Origin of the sequence: Deinococcus depolymerans, assembly GCF_039522025.1 — a bacterium.
GTDB lineage: Bacteria > Deinococcota > Deinococci > Deinococcales > Deinococcaceae > Deinococcus > Deinococcus depolymerans.
This window is the reverse complement of the sequence record NZ_BAAADB010000029.1, coordinates 283245-301894: the sequence shown is the minus strand read 5'-3', so window position 1 is coordinate 301894 and position 18650 is coordinate 283245. Positions and strand designations below refer to the sequence as shown.

19 protein-coding genes are annotated in these 18650 nt (G+C 70.9%); 8 read left to right on the top strand and 11 right to left on the bottom strand.

Translation table 11 applies throughout. The features are described 5' to 3' along the window. Positions 1 to 131 precede the first annotated feature (131 nt). The 5 genes from ABDZ66_RS14035 to ABDZ66_RS14015 form a co-directional block, all read right to left on the bottom strand. On the bottom strand, positions 132 to 737 hold the full coding sequence (locus ABDZ66_RS14035; protein ID WP_343760092.1) for a hypothetical protein: 606 nt from the start codon (positions 735 to 737) through the stop codon (positions 132 to 134). After that, a complete protein-coding gene (uvrA, locus tag ABDZ66_RS14030) occupies positions 734 to 3841 on the bottom strand; it encodes an excinuclease ABC subunit UvrA (RefSeq protein WP_343760090.1) in 3108 nt (1035 codons plus the stop codon). The genes ABDZ66_RS14035 and uvrA overlap by 4 nt, the downstream gene beginning before the upstream one ends. A gap of 189 nt (positions 3842 to 4030) precedes the next feature. Beyond that, the gene (locus ABDZ66_RS14025) at positions 4031 to 4996 is read right to left on the bottom strand and encodes a hypothetical protein (RefSeq protein ID WP_343760088.1); all 966 of its coding nucleotides are present in this window, start codon (positions 4994 to 4996) and stop codon (positions 4031 to 4033) included. Beyond that, positions 4993 to 5709: a M23 family metallopeptidase gene (locus ABDZ66_RS14020; protein WP_343760086.1), complete on the bottom strand. Its 717-nt coding sequence runs from the start codon at positions 5707 to 5709 to the stop codon at positions 4993 to 4995. The genes ABDZ66_RS14025 and ABDZ66_RS14020 overlap by 4 nt, the downstream gene beginning before the upstream one ends. A gap of 387 nt (positions 5710 to 6096) precedes the next feature. Further along, on the bottom strand, positions 6097 to 7275 hold the full coding sequence (locus ABDZ66_RS14015) for a class I SAM-dependent rRNA methyltransferase (RefSeq protein WP_343760084.1): 1179 nt from the start codon (positions 7273 to 7275) through the stop codon (positions 6097 to 6099). Between the two features lie 85 nt (positions 7276 to 7360). Here ABDZ66_RS14015 and ABDZ66_RS14010 point away from each other — a divergent pair, with 85 nt between their 5' ends. After that, positions 7361 to 7906, top strand: a complete 546-nt coding sequence (locus ABDZ66_RS14010) for a hypothetical protein (RefSeq protein WP_343760082.1) — start codon at positions 7361 to 7363, stop codon at positions 7904 to 7906. Between the two features lie 141 nt (positions 7907 to 8047). Next, entirely contained in the window at positions 8048 to 9316 is a 1269-nt protein-coding gene (locus tag ABDZ66_RS14005) for a S41 family peptidase (RefSeq protein WP_343760078.1), read from the top strand. A 14-nt stretch (positions 9317 to 9330) separates the two neighbouring features. Here ABDZ66_RS14005 and ABDZ66_RS14000 read toward each other — a convergent pair whose 3' ends face one another. Further along, on the bottom strand, positions 9331 to 9588 hold the full coding sequence (locus ABDZ66_RS14000) for an NAD(P)H-dependent oxidoreductase subunit E (protein WP_343760076.1): 258 nt from the start codon (positions 9586 to 9588) through the stop codon (positions 9331 to 9333). Between the two features lie 109 nt (positions 9589 to 9697). Here ABDZ66_RS14000 and ABDZ66_RS13995 point away from each other — a divergent pair, with 109 nt between their 5' ends. Continuing rightward, entirely contained in the window at positions 9698 to 10636 is a 939-nt protein-coding gene (locus ABDZ66_RS13995; protein ID WP_343760074.1) for a DMT family transporter, read from the top strand. Between the two features lie 238 nt (positions 10637 to 10874). Here the strand turns inward: ABDZ66_RS13995 and ABDZ66_RS13990 are convergent, their stop codons facing one another. Next, positions 10875 to 11489 (bottom strand): TetR/AcrR family transcriptional regulator, encoded by a 615-nt coding sequence (locus ABDZ66_RS13990; protein ID WP_343760072.1) that lies wholly within the window; start codon positions 11487 to 11489, stop codon positions 10875 to 10877. 102 nt (positions 11490 to 11591) lie between these two features. Between ABDZ66_RS13990 and ABDZ66_RS13985 the strand changes: the two genes are divergently transcribed. Beyond that, positions 11592 to 12230, top strand: a complete 639-nt coding sequence (locus tag ABDZ66_RS13985; protein WP_343760070.1) for a phospholipase A2 — start codon at positions 11592 to 11594, stop codon at positions 12228 to 12230. A gap of 94 nt (positions 12231 to 12324) precedes the next feature. Here ABDZ66_RS13985 and ABDZ66_RS13980 read toward each other — a convergent pair whose 3' ends face one another. Together ABDZ66_RS13980 and lysA are read right to left on the bottom strand one after the other, a co-directional pair. Continuing rightward, on the bottom strand, positions 12325 to 13335 hold the full coding sequence (locus ABDZ66_RS13980; protein WP_343760068.1) for a nuclease-related domain-containing protein: 1011 nt from the start codon (positions 13333 to 13335) through the stop codon (positions 12325 to 12327). 63 nt (positions 13336 to 13398) lie between these two features. After that, positions 13399 to 14544 carry a diaminopimelate decarboxylase gene (gene lysA / locus ABDZ66_RS13975; protein WP_343760066.1) on the bottom strand — a complete coding sequence of 382 codons (1146 nt, stop codon included), beginning with the start codon at positions 14542 to 14544 and terminating at the stop codon, positions 13399 to 13401. A 99-nt stretch (positions 14545 to 14643) separates the two neighbouring features. On the opposite strand from lysA, the gene ABDZ66_RS13970 reads away from it, so the two are divergent. Together ABDZ66_RS13970 and ABDZ66_RS13965 are read left to right on the top strand one after the other, a co-directional pair. Beyond that, a complete protein-coding gene (locus ABDZ66_RS13970) occupies positions 14644 to 15336 on the top strand; it encodes a GntR family transcriptional regulator (RefSeq protein WP_343760064.1) in 693 nt (230 codons plus the stop codon). After that, complete coding sequence (locus ABDZ66_RS13965; protein ID WP_343760062.1) at positions 15329 to 16177, top strand: sterol desaturase family protein; 849 nt, start codon at positions 15329 to 15331, stop codon at positions 16175 to 16177. The genes ABDZ66_RS13970 and ABDZ66_RS13965 overlap by 8 nt, the downstream gene beginning before the upstream one ends. Here ABDZ66_RS13965 and ABDZ66_RS13960 read toward each other — a convergent pair. Next, a complete protein-coding gene (locus ABDZ66_RS13960) occupies positions 16174 to 16656 on the bottom strand; it encodes a hypothetical protein (RefSeq protein WP_343760061.1) in 483 nt (160 codons plus the stop codon). The genes ABDZ66_RS13965 and ABDZ66_RS13960 overlap by 4 nt on opposite strands. Positions 16657 to 16751: 95 nt before the next feature. Here ABDZ66_RS13960 and mnmA point away from each other — a divergent pair, with 95 nt between their 5' ends. Both mnmA and ABDZ66_RS13950 read left to right on the top strand, forming a co-directional pair. Next, positions 16752 to 17930 (top strand): tRNA 2-thiouridine(34) synthase MnmA, encoded by a 1179-nt coding sequence (gene mnmA / locus ABDZ66_RS13955; protein ID WP_343760059.1) that lies wholly within the window; start codon positions 16752 to 16754, stop codon positions 17928 to 17930. A gap of 11 nt (positions 17931 to 17941) precedes the next feature. Then, complete coding sequence (locus ABDZ66_RS13950; RefSeq protein WP_343760057.1) at positions 17942 to 18355, top strand: DUF5063 domain-containing protein; 414 nt, start codon at positions 17942 to 17944, stop codon at positions 18353 to 18355. On the opposite strand, the gene ABDZ66_RS13945 is transcribed toward ABDZ66_RS13950, so the two are convergent. Beyond that, positions 18327 to 18521, bottom strand: a complete 195-nt coding sequence (locus ABDZ66_RS13945; RefSeq protein ID WP_343760055.1) for a hypothetical protein — start codon at positions 18519 to 18521, stop codon at positions 18327 to 18329. The genes ABDZ66_RS13950 and ABDZ66_RS13945 overlap by 29 nt on opposite strands. Positions 18522 to 18650 lie beyond the last annotated feature (129 nt).

Genomic DNA, 18650 nt, shown 5'->3' with positions numbered 1-18650 from the left:
CCCCGAAGTGTAACGCGCGGCCATGAGGGACCTCCGGTCATGACGGTCCGGTGACGGGGTCGCCTGGGCGCCAGACGACAGGCACGCCGCTCCGGGTCAGGGGAGCGGCGTGCCTGGAGCGGCGGGAACGGTCAGGCGGGCGTGGCCCCGGCACGCTGCGAGTGGCGGCGGGCGCGCAGGATCAGGCCCGTGAGTTGCCGCACGGCGCTGACGCCCAGCGCGAGCAGCATCCCGATGAGGGCGTTTCGCAGGAATTCCGGGTTGCCGGGCAGGGTCATCTGCGGATCGATTTTCGTGGCGACTCGGCCCACGCCGATCAGGACCCCCGCGAACAGCAGGCCCGCGAAGGGCAGCACGAACAGCCCGCCGGAGTGCTTGAGCAGCAGGGTGCCCATCAGCGTGCCGCCCAGCAGCGGCAGGATGATCAGCCACTCCGCCGGTGGCGGCACCGGACTGAGGTATCCCAGGCCGCCCAGCAGCAGCCCGGCGTACCCGAACCAGCCGCCGAACTCGTCGGCGAGCAGCGTCAGCAGCACCCAGGTCAGGACCCGCACCGGCCACTCGCCCGGCGTCCACTGGAAGTACGCCAGGATCAGCAGGCAGGCGGCGCCCGCCACCACTCTCAGCAGGGCCATGCCGGGGCGCGCGGCTGGGGTGGGCGGGGGTGGCGCCTCGCCGGGCCGGGTGCGGGAGGCGCGGGCCGGGGCGGGCAGGGGGGCGTCGGGCGGCTGGGTCATGCGCCTCCTTTCTTAGCACGACTCTGGCGGGCGGGGGCCGCGCCGACAGGTTCCGGCTGCCCGGCGCCCGCCTTCTTCGGGGTGCGCGCGGGCTTCTTCGGCGTTTGCACGGGCTCGTCTGCCGCGGCGGTCCTGGGCTGGGCGGTCCTGGGCTGGGCCGCCACGATGCCGGGCACGCGGCGCAGGTACTCGCCGGTGTGGCTGCTCGGGTGCGCGGCCATCTCCTCGGGGGTGCCGGTGCCGACGACCGTGCCGCCGCGCACGCCGCCCTCGGGGCCCAGGTCGATGATGTGGTCGGCGGTCTTCATGACGTCCAGGCTGTGCTCGATGATGACCAGGGTGTTGCCGCCCTCCACGAGGCGTTGCAGGACTTCCATGAGTTTGCGGACGTCCTCGAAGTGCAACCCCGTGGTGGGTTCGTCGAGGATGTAGATGGTCTTGCCGGTGGCGCGTTTGCTCAGTTCGGTGGCGAGTTTGATGCGCTGCGCCTCCCCGCCGGACAGGGTGGTGCTGGGCTGCCCGATCTTCATGTAGCCCAGGCCGACGTCGCACAGCAGGGTCATCTTGCGTTCGATGGCGGGAATCGCCTCGAAGAAGCGCTGGGCGTCCTCGACGGTCAGGTCCAGCACGTCGGCGATGGTCTTGCCGTTGTATTTGACTTCCAGCGTCTCGCGGTTGTAGCGCGCGCCCTTGCAGACCTCGCACGGCACGTAGATGTCGGGCAGGAAGTTCATCTCGATCTTCATGACGCCGTCGCCCTTGCAGTGCTCGCAGCGGCCGCCCTTCACGTTGAAGGAGAAACGCCCGGCCTGATACCCGCGCCGCCTCGCCTCGGGCGTGCGGGTGAACAGGTCGCGGATCTCGGTGAACACGCCGGTGTACGTGGCGGGGTTGGAGCGGGGCGTGCGCCCGATGGGGCTCTGGTCGATCTCGATGACCTTGTCCAGGTGTTCCATGCCCTCGATCCGGTCGTACTTGCCGGGGGTGGTCTTGGCGCCGTTCAGTTCGCGGGCCAGGGTGGCGTGCAGGATGTCGTGGATCAGGGTGCTCTTGCCGCTGCCACTGGGGCCGGTGACGACCGTCATGGTGCCCAGCGGGATCTCGATGGACACGTTCTGGAGGTTGTGTTCGCGCGCCCCGATGACCTTCAGCTGCTTCCCGTTACCCCGGCGGCGGTGGGAGGGCACCTCGATCTTCAGTTCGCCGCGCAGGTACTTGCCGGTGAGGCTGTTCCTGTCCTTCTTCACCTGTTCCGGCGTGCCGACGGCGACGACCTGCCCGCCGTGGACGCCCGCACCGGGACCCATGTCCACGAGGTAGTCGGCGTCCATCATGGTGTCCTCGTCGTGCTCGACGACGATCAGGGTGTTGCCCAGGTCGCGCAGGTGCTTGAGCGTGCCGATCAGGCGGTGGTTGTCCTTGGGGTGCAGGCCGATAGACGGCTCGTCCAGGACGTACAGCACGCCGGTCAGGCCACTGCCGACCTGCGTGGCCAGCCGGATGCGCTGCGCCTCCCCGCCCGACAGGGTGTTCGCGGTGCGGTCCAGGCTCAGGTAGTCCAGGCCCACGTCCACCAGGAACTTCAGGCGGGTGCGGATGGCCTTCAGGATAGGCGCGGCGACCGCCGACCCGAAGTCGTTCAGGACGTACTCGTAGTGGCGGGGGCCGTGCGCTTTCGCCGTGCCGCCCGTGTGGCCCTTCAGGAACGGGTCGATCGCCGCGTGGTCGAGGGTCCCGTTCTGGAGTGCGTGGAAGAAGGTGTCGGCGTCCAGCACGCTCATGCCGCTCGCCTGACTGATGTTCAGGCCGCCCACGCGCACCGCGAGGATCTCGGGTTTGTAGCGCGTGCCGCCGCAGGTGGGGCACGGCCGGAGTTCCATGAGTTCCTCGAGCTTCTCGCGCATGAAGTCGCTTTCCGTGTCGGCGTAGCGGCGTTCCAGGTTCGGGATGACGCCCTCGAACTCGGTCATGAAGCGCATGGTTTCCTTGCCCGCGCGGCGGTACACGACCTCGAACGGCGCGCCCGGCCCCTTCAGGATGGCGTCCTGCGCGGCTTTGGGCAGGTCACGCCAGGGGGTCTTCACGCTGAACTCCAGGTGCTCGGCCAGCGCCTGCAACTTGTCCCAGTAGTAGATGCCGCCGCCCGTGCCCTTCTTGCTCCAGGGGAGGATCGCGCCCTCGGCGATGGAGAGTTTGTCGTCGATGATCTGGTCCGGGCTGAACTCCTGCTTGCTGCCCAGGCCCGCGCAGTCCCCGCAGGCGCCGTACGGCGAGTTGAAGGAGAACGAGCGGGGTTCGAGTTCCTCGAGGACGCTGCCGTGCTCGGGGCAGGCGAACTTCTCGGAGTACAGTTCCTCGTGCGCGCCGCCGTCCTCACCGGCATCCGGCATGAGGACGCGCAGCAGGCTCTCGCCGCGGCGCAGGCCCAGTTCGACGCTCTCGGCGATGCGGCTGCGGTCGCCCTCGCGCAGGGTCACGCGGTCGATGACGACGTCCACGTCGTGCTTCTCGAACTTCTCGAGCTTCAGCTTCTCGGCTTCCTCCAGTTCGTACAGCGTGCCGTCCACGCGGACGCGCGCGAAGCCCTCGCGGCGCAGGTCGGCGAACAGCTTGCGGTACTCGCCCTTGCGGCCGCGCACGACGGGGGCCAGCAGGATGGCGCGCTTGTCGGGGAAGCCCGCCAGCAGGCGGTCGGTGATCTCGCTGGGGCTCTGCTTCTCGATCTTCCGGCCGCACACCGGGCAGTACGGGGTGCCCACGCGGGCGTAGAGCAGGCGCAGGTAGTCGTGGATCTCGGTGACGGTCCCGACCGTGGAGCGGGGGTTGTGGCTGGTGGTCTTCTGGTCGATGGAGATGGCCGGGGACAGGCCGGTGATGCTCTCGACGTCCGGTTTCTCCATCAGGCCCAGGAACTGGCGGGCGTACGCGGAGAGGCTCTCGACGTAGCGGCGCTGGCCCTCGGCGTAGATGGTGTCGAAGGCCAGGGTGCTCTTGCCGCTGCCGGACACGCCGGTGATCACCACGAACTGGTCGCGTGGCAGTTCCACCGTGATGTCCTTGAGGTTGTGTGCCTTCGCGCCCTTCACGATCAGATTGTTCTGCAAGGTGGATTCTCCCTGAAAAGTGCGGCCTGAACGGCAGGAGTCAGACGTAGACCGGGCCGCCGGGGGTTACGTTGAACGCGTAAGGCGCCGCCTCCGCTTCGGAAACGAGACAGTCTAGCAGGTCAGGGCGGCATTCTGCTATCACCCTCACCTTCAGCGGTCATTACGGCAACGCCAGCACCGTCAACCTCAGGGCAGCGTCAGGACGCGCACGTTGCCGTCGCGCGCCCCCAGGTAGTTCAGCAGGCGCCCGTCGGGGCTGACCGACCAGTCCGACAGGCGCACCTGATCGCCCAGGTCGCCCAGGGTCTTCCAGGCGTTCGCGGTCACGTCGTACTGCCGCAGTTCATGCGGGCCGCCCCCCGTACCCAGCGGGAGCAGCAGCAGGCGCGTGGCGTCCCGCCAGCGGTACGAGCCGAACACGCTCAGTTCGCGCGGGCTGCCGCCGGCGGTGCCCTGCACCCACAACCCGTTGCGGGCGGCGCTGTCGAAGGCGACCGTGTACGCGACCTGCCGCCCGCCGGGGCTGACCGTCACGGAGCGGAAGCCCAGCGCCCGGCGCAGTACCCGCCGCGCGCCCGTGCGGGTGTCCAGGGTGAACAGCTCCCGGTCCCGCGCCCCGGCGCTGGGCTTGCCGCTCAGGAGCAGGGTCGTGTCGTCCAGCCAGCCGTGGAGGCTGCCGCCGGGCAGGGTCGCCACCAGCCGGGGCGCACCGAACACGTCGGCCACGAACACCCGCGTGACGCGGCGGTCGAAGTTGCCGGTCGTGTCGCTCCGCGCGTAGGCCAGCCGCGTCTCGCCGCGCGTCCAGGTGACGTCCGCGCCGTAGGTGGGCAGCGTGAACCGCCGCCCGTCGGACAGGCGTTCCAGGGTGGTCGCCTCGCCCGCGCCGGGCCGCACCGCCCACCGCAGGGCCGGGGAGAAGAACGCCACGCCGGAAAACCGCCGCGTGACCTCCCCGCCGGTCGCGGCCACCTGATAGATGCCGGTCGAGCCGCGTGCCGGGGGGCCATCCAGGAACAGCAGGGCGCGCGAGTCGGGCGTCCAGACCACGCCGGGGCAGCACTCGCCACTCAGGACCGCGCGGGACAGCAGCGTGGCGGCCTCCACCGCACCGGACAGCAGGGCCGCGAGGGCCAGGGCGGCGCGCCTCACCTCGCCCCTCCGGCCGCGGGGGGCCAGGGCCGGCGGTACTCGTTCAGCAGCGGGCCGCCCCGCCGCGCGTCGGGCTGCGAGTCCGGCGTCTGCCAGCGCCGGGGACGTTCCAGGTCGTACTCGTACCCACGCCCGAAACTCCCGGCCAGCGCCAGCGAATTCCAGTCCGCCGCGATGAACGGCAGCGGGTTCAGGAAGCGCTGGTGCGAGCGGTCCCGCAACTCCAGGTGCAGGTGCGGGGCACTCACGCAGGTGCCCTGCGAGTCCCCGCTCTCACCGATCACCTGCCCGCGCGTGACCCGCTGCCCCACCCGCACGCTGGACCGCACCCGCAGGTGCCCGTACAGACTGGACAGGTTCCCCGCGTGATCCACGACCACGTTGTGCGGCGGGCTGCCGTGCGGGCCGTCCACCTCGGCCACCACGCCGTCCCCGATGGCCCGCACCGGCGTGCCGCACGGCGCGCTGAAATCCAGGCCCGCGTGGATGCCCTGCAGGTTCCCGTACGTGCTGCGCCGCTGCCGGTACGCGCCGGTCGTGTTCCCGTAGCCCTGCCCCAGCATCCAGGTGTCCGGGCCGGGCGGCCCCGCGAACGGCAACCCGAACTGGGCCTTCGCGGGCGCGACGGCACTCAGGGGCAGCGGCGCGGCGTAGTGGGCGAGGGCCACGCCGGTCAGCGCGGCGGCCAGGAGCAGGAATCGGCGGGCAGCCATACCCGATGCTGCCCGCCGACCGCGCGTGCCAGGGTACGCGCGGCCACCTTCTGCCCTGCCCGTTCCTTCATACGGACTGCCGTCTGTTTCGCCGACAACCCGGAACATCACCGAACGCTGCCAGCACCACGCCCGGCAGCCCGCCTGTGCTCCCACTCGCTCTGCTTCGCAGCTCTGCGAGTCCGCTCGGATTGAAGGGTCCTTGTAGCCCCTTCAATCCGAGTCCGTATCATACGGATTCCGTTTATTTCGTTGACAGATCGGAACACCACCGATCTGCCAACTCCACGTCCGGAATCCGTTTCTCTCCTCCTCTGCGGAGCAGCTCTACGAGTCGCATCCGCTCGGATTGAATGGTCTTTGCAGCCCCTTCAATCGGAGTCCGTATCAGGCTTTACGCAGCAGGACGCTCTTGAGGTACAGGCTCTCGGGCACGCTCAGCAGGTGCGGGTGATCGGCCGGCTGGTAGGTGACGCCCTGCACCTCGGCGTCGGTGTTCGCCTCGGCGGCGGCGACGCGGGCAGCGTCGAGCAGGTCGTCCACGCGGATGTAATGCGCGCAGGTGCTGATCATCAGGTGCCCGCCGCTTTCCAGCATCCGCAAGGCGCGGGCGGCACCCTCGGTGAAGATGCGTTTGGCGCGCGGCACGTCGTCGCGCCGCTTGGCGAGGGTGGGCGGGTCGAGCACGATGGCCGAGAAGGTCCGCCTGTCCTTCTCCAGCGCGGCGAGGGCTTCCAGGGCGTCGCCCCAGCGCACGCCGACCTGGAGGCCGTTGCCCCGCGCAGCCTGTTCCAGGGCGGCCAGGGCGACGTTGTCCTTGTCGATGGCGGTGGCTTTCGCGCCGGCCTTCGCGGCGTGCAGGCTGAACCCGCCGGTGTACGAGTACACGTCCAGGAAACCCGCCCCGGGCCGGACGAGCGACGCCATCAGACGGCGGTTGTCGCGCTGGTCGAGGAAGAACCCGGTCTTCTGCGCGTCCATGGGCGCGAAGTGCAGCCTCAGGTTGTCCTCGGAGAACTCCACGCGTTCCGGCACGTCGCCCCAGAGGGTGCCGGTCACGAGGTCCAGGCCCTCCCTGCGGCGTTCGCCGGTGTCGCTGCGCTCGTAGGCGCTCTCGGCGCGCGTCTCGTCCTTCAGGGCCTTCACGATCAGGTCACGGTGGCGTTCCACGCCGGCGTTGCGCAGCTGCACGCTCAGCACCGACCCGAACTGGTCGGCGATCACGCCGGGCATCCCGTCGGCTTCCGCGTGCAGGACACGCATGGCGTCGGTGTTGTGAATGCGGCCCTCACGGCGGGCCAGGGCGGCCCGGATACGGGCGCGGTAGAACTTCAGGTCGATGTCCTCGTCCTGCCAGGTGAGCAACCTCAGCGGCGTGGCACCCTGCGGGTTGAAGTACCCGCGCGCGATCAGGCGGGTGCTGCCCTCGGCGCGGACATTCACGACCTCGCCCGGCTGGATGCCATCGTCGGCGCGGGCGATGTCGCCGCTGTGCCCGAAGGGGTAGCGGCCCGCGATGCGGCGCACCGCCTGGGGTTGAAGGGTGACGGTCGGGAACTTCTTCACCGACGCAGCGTACCAGAGGGCCCGCGCTCCCGGCAGGAGGCCGCCGGGGCAACTGCCCGCCCCGGCGGCTGCTACGCTCGGTCAGATGATGCGTTCCGTTGCCCTGACCCTGACCGCCGCCTTCCTCCTGGCCGGGTGCGGCCTGATTCCCACGCCCAGCGTGGACATTCAGGACAGCCGTCAGGAACTGCCGGACAGCAGCGCCCTGGGCGGCAAGGTCGTGTACCTCGACCAGGACGCCCTGAAGGACAACCGCGTGCCGTCCGTGCTGCAGCAGGTGACGGTGCGCGGGAACGCCACGTACCTGTCGGGCGCCGGCGGGACGCTCTCGAAACTCGAGCTGTTCGTCCGCCCGGACCTGGGCAACCTGCCGGCCACCTGCCGGGAGTACGCGGCGTCCGTGGTCGCCCCGCACATGTTCGTCTGCGACGCGGACGGCGAGAAGGCACAGAGTATCGGCACGCTGACCCTGAACCGCGGGCAGGGCGTGGCGTTCACCCTGAGCGGCGCGGCGCTCGACGCGGCCGCCCGGGGCGGGCACGGGTACTTCGGGCTGCGTTTCACCGAGGGCCGCAGCCTGTTCGGTGACACCCTGACCCTGACCGACATGAAGGCCAGCGCCCGCCTGTAACCCACCGGTCCGCGGGAGGCTGCCCGGCGGGGGATGCCCCGCGGTCCCCGGGTGGGGGTACACCTGAACGCTCAATGCGGCGCGGCGGCGCAAGGTGCCCGGCGCCGCGTTGCGCGGGGCGGCCGGTGCTTTACTGGACGGGTGCCCCTCCTGTCTCTTTCCGGCCTGCGCCGCGCGGCGCTGCTGACCCTGCTGACCGTTCCGTGCGCGTCGGCCAGCCCCGCCACGGACCTGTACCGCGCGGCGACCAGTTCGGTCCTGCGGGACTACTACGGGTGGTCCACAGCCGACCTGCGCACCCTGAGTGAACAGTACGGGCGGACCCTGGAGGAACGCTGCGCGCCGGCAGCGGACACCTGCTCCTTCGACACTGCCCGCGAGGTCCTGACCAGCCTGTTCCGGGAGGTCGGGGACGCACACACGAACGTCCGCGATCCGGAGGGTGCGCTGCGCCTGCGCGAGGTGCAGGAGAACCGCGCGGTTCTGCGGACGGGCGCGCGGGTGGTGCGGGTCGAGGGGGGCCTGCTGGTCGCGTCGGTCATGCCGGGCAGCCCGGCGGCGCGCGCCGGGCTGCGCCCCCTGGACCTGCTGCCCAGCGTGAACGGCCAGCCGGCCGGCAGACGCGACGGGGACAACGCCCCGGTCGGCCCGACCGAGTTCACCCGCCTGGAACGCGCCGGTCAACCGTTCGAGGTCGAGGTGCGCCGCGCCGGTCAGCCCCCACACCCGCTGACGCTGAGCAGCGAACCGCTGACCGCGCGGGACGAACCGACGCTGACCTGGGCCGGCCCGGACAGCCGGACGGCCGTGGTCACGGTCGCGTCGTTCCTGCCGGCCGACACGGCCGAGCAGTTCCTGGCACGCGTGCAGCAGGCCGCGCAGGCCGGCGCGCGCGCACTCGTGGTGGACCTGCGCTTCAACGGGGGTGGCAGCCTCACGCAGTGCGTCGCGGCGGCCAGCGTGTTCGCACCCGTCGAGTACCGCGCCCGTTCCCGGACGGGCGGCGCCGTGTACGCCGGGGCGGGCGGCCGCCCCGCCCGGCCGCTCGACCCGCACCCCCAGGAAGCGGCGGTGTGGTCCGGGCCAGCCGCGGTGCTGGTCGGCCCGAACACCGCGTCCTGCTCGGAGGTCTTCACGTACTACGCGCAGCGGGCCGGGGCGCTCGCGGTGGGCGAGGCGACCCGCGGCGTGGGCAACAGCGGCGTGACCTTCCAGCCGCTCCCGGACGGCGGGGTGCTGTCCGTGACCATGCTGCGCGCCTACTGGCCGGACGGCACGCCCCTGCCCGAGCGGGTGCAGCCGGACCTGCTGGCCCCCACGGACCTGCAGGCCCTGACCGGCGAGGGCCGCGACACGACCCTGCAGGCCGCGCTCGAAGCCCTGACCGGCCGGACCGGGCGCGCACCCTGAACGGGCAGTTCAGGTCAGCGGGACCAGCGTTTCATGAGGGTCACGAGGCGTTCGGGCGTGACGTTGCGGTACTCGATGTCGTTCACGCGGACCAGCGGCGCGTCATCCGGCGCGGTGGCCGGACCGCACTGCGAGAGGACCAGTTCCACGTTCCCGTCGGCAGTGACCATGCCGGGACTGATGCGCAGCGCCGTCCAGACGGCGTCCAGCAGGTCCTCGCGCTGATCGATGGTGAGGTGTTCGGTGCAGATTTCCAGGCGGGTGACGGGCACAGTTTCTGATCTCCTTCAGGCCGGGTCATCCTACCGGATGCGCGCCACGCACGCACGGCGTCCCGGTCACTCGGCCACCCACCGGGGGGCATGGCGTATCTTCGCGGGCGTGCCTGCTCCTGCCTCCACCGATTCACGCGCCGCGACCCTGGCGCTGGCCGGCGTGATCGTCACGGTGATCCTGTGGGGCGGGAACGTCGTTCTGCTCAAGGCGCTGCTGTCACACCTGAATCCCGAGAGCATCAACGCCGGACGGTTCGCGCTGGCCGGCACGGTCCTCGTGACGCTGGCCGTGCGCAGCGGCGGGTGGCCCCGCTGGTCGCGGCGCACCTGGCTGACCGTGGCCGGCGTTGGCCTGCTGGGCAACAGTGTGTTCCAGACATTGTTCCTGACCGGCATCCGCCTGTCCCCGGCGGGCGTGGCCGGGGTCGTGAACGGCATGGTGCCGGTGCTGGTCCTGCCGCTGGGCCTGCTGCTGGGCCAGGCGGTCACACGCCGGCAGGCGGCCGGGGTGGGGCTGGCCTTCACGGGCCTGCTGACCCTGCTGCTGCTCACGCGGCAACCCGGTGCGCCCGTCACGCTCGTCGGCATGGGGTGGCTGCTGGCCGCCGCGACCGCCTGGGCGCTGTACACGCTGTTCAACCGCACGCTGTCCGCGCAGGTGGGGGCGCTGCCGTTCGTGGCGTTCAGCCTCACGCTGGGCAGCCTGCCGTACCTGCTGTACGCCGCGCCGCACGTTCAGCTCAGCGGCACGCCGCCGCTGGCCTGGGCGGGCGTGGCGCTCAGCGGCCTGGGCGCGAACGTCGTGGCGTACCTCGCGTGGGCGCGCGGCGCGCAGGTGCTCGGCGCGGCCCGCACCAGCGTGTGGAACACCCTGGCGCCCGTGATCGCCCTGATCCTCAGTACCGCGCTGCTGCACGAACGCCTGCCCCTGACCGTGTGGGCGGCCGCCGGCGTGATCCTGGGCGGCGCGGCCCTCGCCAACTGGCCCGGCCGGACGGCCGCCCCGCCGACCAGCGGCGCCACGGAAAACGCCCCCACCAGGTAGGCAGGGGCGGAGCGGAGGAGGGCGGGTCATACGGACTCTGATTGAATGGACTTTGCAGCCCATTCAATCGGAGTCCGTATCACTCCCTGAATGCAGAAAACGGGCGCCGACACGCGCGCCCACGACACCGCCCCACCCTCCTGCCACCGCGCCCGTGCCGTGCGACCGACGTTCATCCTGAATGGACGCCCGCGCCGCTGCGTGGCAGGACGCTCAGGAATCTTCATGCAACAGGGGGTTACCTCATCGGGTCGGAACCGGGCCGGGGCGTCGCGCCGTCCAGGAAGACAGCCAGCAGCGCCCGTCCGGTTCCCTGCGGATCACTGGACGGCGCGCCCGTCACCAGCGGGTACGTGAGCGCCAAGAACGCCCGCGCGAGCATCGCCGGGGGCACGTCGCCGCGCAGCTCACCGCGGGCCGCGGCCGACTCGAACAGCTCCGACAGACCCCCGATCCACACCCGGCGGTACTCGCGCTCGAACGCGCCGCGCCGCTCGGGACTCACGTGCCGCAGCTCGCCCGCCAGCTGCAACCCGACCCGCTGCTCGGGCGCGCTGGCCAGCAGCTCGTACACCAGCGTATCCAGTTGCAGGCGAATGCCCACCTGCGCGTTCGCGGCCGCCACCAGCCGCGCCAGTCCCGCCAGCGTGCCCTCCAGCATCGCCAGGAACAGCGCCTCCTTGTCGGCGTAATGGTGGTACAGGGCCGGCTTGGTCACGCCGACCGCCTCGGCCACCTCGCGCATGCTGACCCCGTGGTACCCGCTCTGCACGAACAGCCGCGCCGCCTCCTGCTGAATGCGGGCGCGGGTCGTATCAGGCACAGCGGGGGAAGACACAGGAGGAACCGTCATTGCCGCTCATGATAGCGGCCCGTGGGCTGGCACTGCCCTGACATCAGCAGGTACAGTGAGAGGCGCCCCACAACCCGACGCCCCCACTCCCGGAGGAACCCCATGCGCCGAACCGCCGCCGCCCTCACCCTTGCGCTGCCCGTCGTCCTGGCCGCCTGCTCCCAGACGGCCGCCCCCACCGCCAGTGACCTGACGGGCGACTACGCCGCCCGCCCCGAACTGCAGGACGCAGGCAGTCAGGCCATCCTGGCCCGCTACGCCGGCGACCCCGGCCTGATCGCCGCGCTGCGCGAGGCGTACGGCGAGACGCCCCGGATCCTGACCCTGCCCGCCGCGCCCACCATCGGCGGTCTGGACCTGACCAGCGACCGCCTCGCCTACGTGAAACGCACCGGCTGGGGCACCGTGGGCAACTACAACACCCAGTACGCCGCGTACAACGGCACCAGTCTCCCCTACCCGGGCCTGGACTGGACCCGCGACGGCTGCAGCGCCCCCGACGGCCTGGGCCTCGGCTACCGCGAGGACTTCCGGCCCGCCTGCAACGTCCACGACTTCGGGTACCGCAACCTGAAAGTCTACGAACGCACCGACGCCAACCGCAAAACCACCGACGAGGCCTTCTACACCAACATGAAAGCCATCTGCAATGCCAAGAGCTGGTACAAACAACCCGCCTGCTACAGCGCCGCGTACGCCTACTACCAGGCCGTGCGCGTGGGCGGCAGCGACAGCTTCTAATACGGACTCCGGTTGAATGGCTTATACAGCCGTTCAATCGGAGTCCGTATTAGTGGGAGGCGGGGCGCGGCCAGCCCCCGCCTCCTTCCCGCGTTCAGGCCGGGTTCGTCCAGTACGCCCAGGTGTGCCCGCCCGCGCAGGTCGCGGTGAACTCCAGGCCGCGCTTGCTGACCTTCCCCGGCTGCCCGCACGCCCCGCACACCGGCTTGGCGGGCGTGTTCCCACCGCAGTCGCCGCACTTCAGGTAGTACCCGTACTTCCCGAACTGCACCGTCACGTTCACGGACGCACACGCACGGCACGCCACGTCCGGCCGGGGCCGCGCCTGCGCCTGCCGCTCCTGCGACGTGCGGACCGGGGCGGCGCTGGGGCGTTCCGGGCGCGAGGGCCCTGCACTGGATCGCGGCCCTGTGACCTGGGCCGCTTCAGGTAAGGCAGGCGCAGCGTCGCCCGGGGCCGGAACATGGCGACCACGCAGGAAGGCCGCAATGCCCGCCAGTTCAGCGGTCGTTGCCTCGTACCCGGAATCCTTGAAGTTCAGGGAGAACACACTGTTCGCCTTGCGGTAGTAACGGGTCAATTCACGGACGCGGTCTGGCACCTGATCGGCCTTGAGCACCTCGGAGGGGACATGCGCGCCGCCCCTGATGACACCACTGTCCGAGATGGCGACGATCACGTCGACATGCATGCTCCCGAATCCTTTCTGGACCTTGCCCAGCATGAATTTGCCCAGTAACTGCTCGGCGTGGTCTTTCAGCAGGGTGTGCAGCAAGTCTCCCTGCAACCGGGCCTGAAGAACGGGGGAACGCACGCCCCGAGTCTGCCCCTTCCAGTGCCGCGCCCACTCTCCTCGTTCGTTCACGCTGATCTCTGCCGTGACGGATTTGCTCTCGACGACGATCATCCCGTGCCGGTGCAGGAGCAGGTGATCGACCTGAGCGATTTCACCGTTCCGTTCAACGCGCAGGTTGTTCAGGACAATGATGTCCAGTTCCTCCGCGAAGGCGCGTTTGAGGTAGTGGGCCATCTGGCGTTCGGCCTCGTACCCGGCGCGGCGCAGGGGGTCAGTGTGGGTTTGCGGTTCGAGGTCCTTGGCGATCACCCGGTCAAGCTAGCGCGCCGGCGCCCTCCACAGAATGAAAAACGCCCATGAGAACGCGGATTTTTACACATTCTCTTCCATGCGCCAGATGTCCTGCGGGGTTTCGCGCTGGCGGATGACGGTCCAGGTGCCTGCGTCGTGCAGGACCTCGGCGGGGCGGGGGCGGGTGAGGTAGTTGCTGCTCATGGCGGCGCCGTACGCGCCGGCTTCGTGGATGGCGAGGAGGTCGCCGGGCTGCGGGTCGGGCAGGGTGAGGTCGCGCGCGAGGAGGTCGCCGCTCTCGCAGGCGGGGCCGGCGAGGTCCCAGGTGTCGGTCCCGCCGCGGTCCCAGAGGGGCGTGACGGGGTGGGTGGCGCCGTACAGCATGGGGCGCAGGAGTTCGGTCATGCCCGCGTCCACGAGGACGAAGTTCCGGCCGGTGCGTTTGGTGCCGACCACGCGGGTCAGGAGGGTGCCGGCCTGCGCGACGAGGTACCGGCCGGGTTCGACCCAGAGGTGCGCGCCGAAGGTGGCGGCGGCGGCGCGGGCTTCGCGGGCGATGCCGTGCAGGTCGGCGCCCAGGCCCCAGCCGCCCCCGGCGTCGAGGACGTCGAGCGGGCCGGTGTGGGCGCGCAGGTCGCCGAGGCGGTGGAAGGCGGCGGTGAAGTCGTGCGCGTCGCGGATGGCGCTGCCGATGTGCACGTGCAGGCCCAGGGCGGTGTGCCCGGCGGCGCGCAGGGCGTCCAGCACGCGCGGGGCCTGCTCCAGGGTGACGCCGAACTTGCTGCCGGCGGCGCCGGTGGCGAGGTGGTCGTGGGTGCTGACGTTCAGGGCGGGGTTCACGCGCACCAGGGCGCGGGAGGCGGGCGGCAGCAGCGTCACCTCCTCTTCGCGGTCGAGGATGAACGTCGCGCCGAGTTCGGCGCCGGTGGCGTACTCGCCGGGCGTCTTGGCGGGCCCGTTCACGAGGATGCGGTCGCCCGCCGCACCGATGTGGGCGGCGCGGGCGAGTTCCCCGGCGCTGACGCATTCGAAGCCGACGCCCCGGGCGTGCAGGTGGCGCAGGAGGGTCAGGTTGGGGTTGGCTTTCATGGCGTAGTACGCGCGGGCGTCCCCGAACGCGGCGCGGACGCGGGCCAGGGCGGCGTCGAGTTCGGCGGCGTCGTACACGTACAGGGGGGTGCCGTACTGTTGCGCGGCGGTCCGGAATTGCTCGGGGCTCAGACTCATGCCGGGGAGTGTAGCGGGCGGGGCGGGCTTGACGGGCGGGCGGTGGTCAGCCCAGACTGGTCAGACCACTGACCACTGAGCCCTGCCGAGGAGGTTTCCATGACCGGCCCCACCCCCGCCCCGCTGCGGCCCGCGCTGCACGCCGAGGACACCCTGCTCGCCCGCCTGCTGGACGGCACGTACCCGCCCGGCAGCACCCTGCCCGCCGAACGGGAACTCGCGGCCAGCCTGGGCGTCACGCGGCCCACCCTGCGCGAGGCGCTGCAACGCCTGGCACGCGACGGCCTGCTGGAGATCCGGCAGGGGAAACCCACCCGCGTCCTGCACCCGCACGAGGGCGGCCTGCGCGTCCTGGCGCACCTGTCCCGGCACGGCGAGCTGGGCCGCATGGTGCCGGACCTGCTGGACCTGCGCGCCGCGCTGCTGCCCCACTGGGTCGCGCAGACCGCCGCCCGCGACCCGCAGGCGCTGCGGGCGCACCTCGGGACGCCGCCCGCCGAGTCGGCCGACCCGGGCCTGCCGCACACCTTCGCCGCGTTCGACTGGACGTTCCAGACGCTCGCCGCGCACGGCAGCGGGAACGCGCTGGCCCCGCTGCTGCTGGGCGCGTTCGCCGAGGTGTACGCCCGCGCCGGGGCGATCTACTTCAGCGACGCCCATCGCCGGGACCGCTCGCGCGAGCATTACCGCGCGCTGCACGCCGCGCTGCCCCTGGGACCGGACGCAGCGGGGCAGGTGGCGCGCAGCACCAGCCTGGACAGCCTGCACCTGTGGGAGGCGCGCCGTGGTTGACCTGATCCGCGCCGCGATTCCCGTCTTTCTGCTGTCCATGCTGATCGAGTGGGCCGCGTACCGTCACCTCAGCCACGACCACGACGGGCCGCACGAGCACTCCGGGTACGGAACGCGCGACACCCTCACCAGCCTGAGCATGGGCGTCGGGAACGTCCTCATCAACCTCTTCTGGAAGGGCGTGGTCGTGACGATCTACGCCGCGCTGTACAGCCTCACGCCCCTGCGCCTGCCGCAGGACGCGTGGTGGGCGTGGGTGCTGCTGTTCCTCGCGGACGACTACGCGTACTACTGGTACCACCGCGTCAGCCATGAGGTCCGGCTGTTCTGGGCCAGTCACGTCGTGCATCACTCCAGTCAGCACTACAACCTCTCCACCGCGCTGCGGCAGACCTGGGTGCCCATGACCGCCCTGCCGTTCTGGCTGATCCTGCCCCTGCTGGGCTTCGCGCCGTGGATGGTGCTGCTCGCGCAGTCGTGGAACCTCCTGTACCAGTTCTTCGTGCACACCGAACGGGTGGGCCGCCTGCCCGCCCCCATCGAGTACGTGCTGAACACGCCCAGCCACCACCGCGCGCACCACGGCAGCAACGACCTGTACCTGGACCGCAACTACGGGGGCATCCTGATCGTCTGGGACCGCCTGCACCGCACCTTCCAGCCCGAGACGGAACCCGTCCGCTACGGCCTCGTGCACAACATCCACACGCACCGGCCCGTGCAGGTCGCCTTCCACGAGTTCGCCGCCCTGTGGCGCGACGTCCGCCAGGCCCGCAGCTGGCGCGACCGCCTGCACTACCTGACCCGCCCGCCCGGCTGGCAGCCCGAGCAGAACCGCTAGAGCCCCCAGCGCAGTGACGCGGCGATCCGCGCGGTTCGCGCGTCCCACACGCCCCGCCGCGCCTCCGGGTACATGACCCGCACCGCCGCCTCGGTCCCGTCCCGCACGAGCACCCGCTGGTAGAAGATCCGCCCGTCCCGCTGATACCCGCTCAGAACGAACGCGCCGGGCAGCAGCCGCCGGTACGTGACCCGACTGCCCGAGGCGACCTCCTGCCGCTCGGTGTACGCGGCCCACGCGGAGACGCTGGGGGCGTCGAACACCCCCGGCCCGTAGCTGCCCCAGGCCGCCACCCGCACCAGTCCGTCCCCGCTGACCCATGACTGCCCGTTCCCGTTGTCCGGCGGGCGCAGCGCTCCCAGGTCCCCTGGGACGTTGACCCAGTAATCGAAGCGGGGGTTGCCGTACATGACGTCCACCGCCAGTGCTGACGAGGCCAGCAGGAGTGGAAACAGCACGCGCGGGAGGGCAGGTCGCATGCCCACAGCGTAGCCGGACGGTCGCCTTGCTCGTCCCTCAATTGCCGCGCGCGTCACCGCCGCCCCGGTGGGGGTCTGTTAAGCTGCGCGGCTGTATGAGTGCCCCGACCCCTGCTTCCGCGACCGTCCCTGCCCCTGCCGCCGCTGCGGGGGAACGGGTGCTGTGCGCCATGTCCGGCGGCGTGGACAGTAGCGTCACAGCGGCGCTGCTGAAGGACCAGGGGTATCAGGTGGTCGGCGCGATGATGCGCTTCTGGCCGGACGACAAGCGCACGGACACCTTCGACTCGTGCTGCTCGCCCGACGCGGCGTACGAGGCGCGGCGCGTGGCCGAGCAGGTGGGCGTGCCGTTCTACCTGCTGGACTACCGCGAGCAGTTCCAGCGGCACATCGTCGGACCGTTCATCGACGAGTACAGCAAGGGGCGCACACCGAACCCCTGCGTGAACTGCAACACCAAGGTGAAGTTCGACGAACTGGTGAAGAAGGCGAAGATGCTCGGCTGCCGCTACGTCGCGACCGGGCATTACGTGAAGCGCGTGGAGAACGCGCGGGGCGAGGTGGAATTCCATCGGGGCGACGATCCCCGCAAGGACCAGACGTACTTCCTGTGGGGCACGCCGCGTGACGCGCTGCCGTACATCCTCTTCCCGGTGGGCGAGCTGGAGAAACCGCAGGTGCGTCAGATCGCCGAGGAACGCGGCCTGCTGACGGCGCAGAAACCCGAGAGTCAGAACATCTGCTTCGTGCCCGGCAAGGTGCAGGACTTCGTGGCCGAGCACATCCCGCAGAGCCAGGGCTTCATCCGCGAGATCAGCAGCGGCGAGGTCGTCGGGGAACACCTGGGCACGCAGTTCTACACGCTGGGCCAGAAGAAGGGCCTGGGCCTGTACCAGTCGCACCGCGTGCGGCACGTCGTGCACCTCGCGCCCGACACGAACACCGTCTGGGTCGGCGATTACGACGACTGCCTGTGGACCGGCCTGAAGGCGCAGAGTGCCAACTACCTGATCGACCTGACCGACCTGCCCGACGAACTGGAAGTGCAGGTCCGTTACCGCACCGCGCCCGTCAAGGCCCGCGTGATCCGCGCCGACGAGAGCGGCTTCGAACTGGCCTTCCAGGACCCGCAGTTCGCGGTCGCCCCCGGCCAGAGCGCCGTGCTGTACGCCGGACCGCGCCTGCTGGGCGGCGGCCTGATCGAGGACCACGTCCCCACCCTGCCCGCACCGAAAGCCCCGCCGAAGAAACGCCCGGCGGTGCTGCTGTCCTGATGCTGGCGCACGTGCGCCGGGTTCAGGCAGCCCTGCTGGACCGGGAGGGCCTCACGCCCGGCGCGCTGGCCGACCTGCTGGATGGGTTGCGGCGGGAGGTGCAGGCGCTGCCCTTCGGCGTGCCGGACGCCGACACCCCACCGCGCGAGGCGTACTGCGACCTGCGCGCCCACATTGCCAGGGCGTGGCCGGAACCCGGCTTCTACGACCCGGCCACCGGGCGCGCCCTGGGCCACTGCGACCTTCCCGCCGAGATCGGCGACGCGCTGGACGACCTGACGGACCTCGCCCTTGCCCTGGGCACCGCCCTCGCGCTGGCCGACACGGACGAGGCCGACGCGCTGGCGTGGCTGCGCTTCTCCCACGACGCCCACTGGGGCGACCACGTGCAGAACGTCACGCGGCACCTGCGCTGGCTGGGGTGAAGGTGCGCGAGCAGCAGGGGCCCACGACGCTCACCGAGCCGCCCCGTGCGACCGACCAGCCGCCCGAGAGCAGGCGCAGCGCCGTGTCGATCGGGTGCCGCACATGTCGGTCCGGGCCGCGCTGCACGGGCGTGCCTCCCGCGACCGGCGTGGGCAGCAGTGTCATACGGACTGCCGTTTGTTTCGTTCACAGATCGGAACACCACTGATCTGCCAACTCCACGCCCGGAACCCGCCCAGCTCCAACTCGCTTCGCTCGGATTGAACGGGCTTTGAAGCCCATTCAATCGGAGTC

Bases quoted from the DNA above. Each gene is read 5' to 3' on its own strand.
- ABDZ66_RS14035 (WP_343760092.1), bottom strand. From the start codon at position 737: ATGACCCAGCCGCCCGACGCCCCCCTGCCCGCCCCGGCCCGCGCCTCC.
- ABDZ66_RS14020 (WP_343760086.1), bottom strand. From the start codon at position 5,709: ATGGCTGCCCGCCGATTCCTGCTCCTGGCCGCCGCGCTGACCGGCGTG.
- ABDZ66_RS14010 (WP_343760082.1), top strand. From the start codon at position 7,361: ATGATGCGTTCCGTTGCCCTGACCCTGACCGCCGCCTTCCTCCTGGCC.
- ABDZ66_RS13990 (WP_343760072.1), bottom strand. From the start codon at position 11,489: ATGACGGTTCCTCCTGTGTCTTCCCCCGCTGTGCCTGATACGACCCGC.
- ABDZ66_RS13985 (WP_343760070.1), top strand. From the start codon at position 11,592: ATGCGCCGAACCGCCGCCGCCCTCACCCTTGCGCTGCCCGTCGTCCTG.
- lysA (WP_343760066.1), bottom strand. From the start codon at position 14,544: ATGAGTCTGAGCCCCGAGCAATTCCGGACCGCCGCGCAACAGTACGGC.
- ABDZ66_RS13970 (WP_343760064.1), top strand. From the start codon at position 14,644: ATGACCGGCCCCACCCCCGCCCCGCTGCGGCCCGCGCTGCACGCCGAG.
- ABDZ66_RS13960 (WP_343760061.1), bottom strand. From the start codon at position 16,656: ATGCGACCTGCCCTCCCGCGCGTGCTGTTTCCACTCCTGCTGGCCTCG.
- mnmA (WP_343760059.1), top strand. From the start codon at position 16,752: ATGAGTGCCCCGACCCCTGCTTCCGCGACCGTCCCTGCCCCTGCCGCC.
- ABDZ66_RS13945 (WP_343760055.1), bottom strand. From the start codon at position 18,521: ATGACACTGCTGCCCACGCCGGTCGCGGGAGGCACGCCCGTGCAGCGC.